The following is a 2,516-nucleotide window of genomic DNA, read 5'->3' as shown; positions in this document are numbered from 1 at the left end:
GAGAACAAGGTCCACGAACGAGCCGGCGACCCGGTCGGCCGGCTGCGACCCGGTCGGCCGGAACCAGGTCCAGGCCCACTGCGCGGATCCGCACATCAGCAGGGTGTCGAGGCCGGCATCGACCGTCCGAAACTCGCCCGCGTCAGTGCCTGCCTGTACGACGTCACGCACCTTGATGAAGTAGCGCTGGCGAAGTTCAGCCCCCGCCGCCTTTGATTCCTCGCCTGCGAGTCGGGCGACCTCGAGCTGATCCGTCTCGTGAACGCACACACGGTCGTCAGCCCACCGGCGCTGCATGCGCTTCCTGTTGTCACGGGGACTCGCGAGCGCAGCCGCCCGCCTGGGGATTCGCGATTCGCCGAAGGGTGCTGGCGGTCGGGCCCAAAAGCCAACTCATTGACATCCGGATGTGGCGTGCGTCACCATGCACTAACCGCATGTACGGTCAGTCTCGGTGGCCGAATGCAGCGGCGTTGGTGTTAGCCCTAGCCCGAGTTTCCGATGATCATGGTGTTGGGAGGGAGTTTCGCCTTGCGGGTAAGGGGTTTGGTGGTTGTGTGCGCCTATGACCTAACTGGTGGTGCCCAGCGGTCGAGTCGGTAGATCTGGCTGAGCTGGTCTTGCAGGTCGGTGGTATCGGTGAGCATGCGGCGTGCCTTGGGGCGGCCCCGTTCGCCTTGGTAGAGCAGGACGGTCTCTTCGATGCCGGTGAGGTGACGCAGCAGTTCGCGCACCGACAGGTGTAGCCCGGCACGCTCGGCGTGCAGCCGGAGCAGGTGGGCGATCTGCAGGGCGAGGACGCAGGTGAAGGTGTGCACCCGGATGTTGTGTTCGGTCCAGTGGTGCATGGGTGAGAACGACACGAGGTGGGTGTCTTTGAGTTGCCGGAAGGAGAACTCGGCCTCGGACTGGGACCTGTAGGCGGCGACGACCTCGGCGACGGCCCAGTCGTCGTGGTCGGTGATGAGGACGTGTTTGCCGAAGATCTGTTCTTCCAGGGCGGCGCGGGCGGCGGTGTCGATGCTCCAGGTCAGGCGCAGGTCCGCGGGCTTGTCGCCGTCGAGGCGCCAGTCGATGACGCGCCGGGTCCAGGCGTCGCGGGTGATGGCGGCGATCTCGGCCTCCACCTTGCCGCGGGGGCGGCGGGTCTTGCCGCGGGCCAGGGTGGCGGCCAGCTCGTCCAGACGCCGGCCGGCCTTGGCCAGGGTGGTGCCGTCGAAGCCGCGGGCCTGGTGTTCGTGCAGCTCGGGTGAGTGGGTGAGGATGGTGCGCCGTTCGGCGCCGTAGACCACCCGGCGGGTGTCGTAGCCGGTCAGGCCGCCGTAGCGGTCGGCATCGACCAGGCTGCGGGCGCTGGCGGGTAGGGCGAGCAGGTCCGGGCAGTCCGAGGCGGGCACCGAGCCGACGTAGCGCAGGCGGGTGTCGGCCAGCAGCGCGAAGTTCGCCTCGGAGTTCTGCCCGGCGTCGAAGACCACCGTCATATCCGTCGCCGTGTGCGCCACGGTCTCGGTCTCGGTCTCGGTCTCGGTCTCGGTCTCGGTCTCGGTGGTGGTGGTTGCGGCGGCCAGCGCGGCGTGCCTGCCGGCGAGGGTGGCGATCATGGCTGGGAACTGGGTGACGTCGGGCTTGTTCCCCGGGTAGGCGTGGGAGAGCAGCGGGATGCCGCCGGCGCGGGTGACGACCAGGCCGAGCCCGACCAGGCGCAGGTCTGATCGTTTCTGTTTCGCTTTGCCGCGCTGGGCGATCGGCGCGGCGGTGTTGCCGGTGTCGATGAAGGTGGCGAAGTTGGTCATGTCCAGGGCCACCGAGCTGGTGTCCAGCCCGAACCGCTCGGTCATGGCCAGCGCCAGCTGCTCCTCGATTCCGGCCAACGCGTCGACCGGCACGGCGTGCATCGCGTCCCAGAACCGCCGGTGGTCCAGCGCCGAGGCCGGGATCTTGGTGAACCGGTCCGCCGCGGTGGTGCGCCACCACTCGGCGAAGCCACGCTTGGAGCACGGGTCGACGACCCGGTTCAGCGCCGCCAGCACCAGGTAGGTGCCCACCGACAGCGGCAGCCCGGACGGCCCGGGTCCGACGGCGGCGTCGATCAGCTCGGCCGCCCGCAGATCGGCCAGTTGCCCCCACACCGCGGCCACCGCCCCGAACTCCAGGTGCCGGGTCCGTGCGGGCAGCATCGCCTGTTCGCGGGCCTCCAGCAGCGCCTCGACCTCCGCCGCGGTGCCCAGGTACCGCTCGGAGACCATCTTCGGTTTGCCGTCCACCCAGCCCATCTCGCGCAGGTACCAGTACGGCCGGCCGTGGACCACCTTCTTGTACAAACTGGCCATATTTAGGTCATAGGCCGGATCGACGCTACGGTCAACCACCGAACCGGCGTGTCACCAGGGAAAACGCGTCAGGTCACTCGGCGGACACCCGCCAGAACCCCAGCACCATCGGAAACTCGGGCTAGCCACCAAGGCGCTGGACGTGGTGCGCCGAGAAGTGTGGAACGACCTGCGCCGCCTCGATCA

Annotated in this window: 1 protein-coding gene and 1 pseudogene; both read right to left on the bottom strand. The window is 68.6% G+C overall.

Translation table 11 applies throughout. From position 1 onward, the window contains the following. Positions 1–297, bottom strand: a pseudogene (locus VGR06_RS38620) (hypothetical protein); the annotation flags it as partial. A 266-nt stretch (positions 298–563) separates the two neighbouring features. Continuing rightward, positions 564–2,330: an IS1634 family transposase gene (locus tag VGR06_RS38615; protein WP_327564191.1), complete on the bottom strand. Its 1,767-nt coding sequence runs from the start codon at positions 2,328–2,330 to the stop codon at positions 564–566. Positions 2,331–2,516: the final 186 nt, after the last annotated feature.

Source organism: Actinophytocola sp. (genome assembly GCF_036002505.1).
Classification (GTDB): domain Bacteria; phylum Actinomycetota; class Actinomycetes; order Mycobacteriales; family Pseudonocardiaceae; genus DASYTH01.
This window is presented reverse-complemented; position numbering and strand designations above follow the sequence as displayed.

Bases quoted from the DNA above. Each gene is read 5' to 3' on its own strand.
- VGR06_RS38615 (WP_327564191.1), bottom strand. From the start codon at position 2,330: ATGGCCAGTTTGTACAAGAAGGTGGTCCACGGCCGGCCGTACTGGTAC.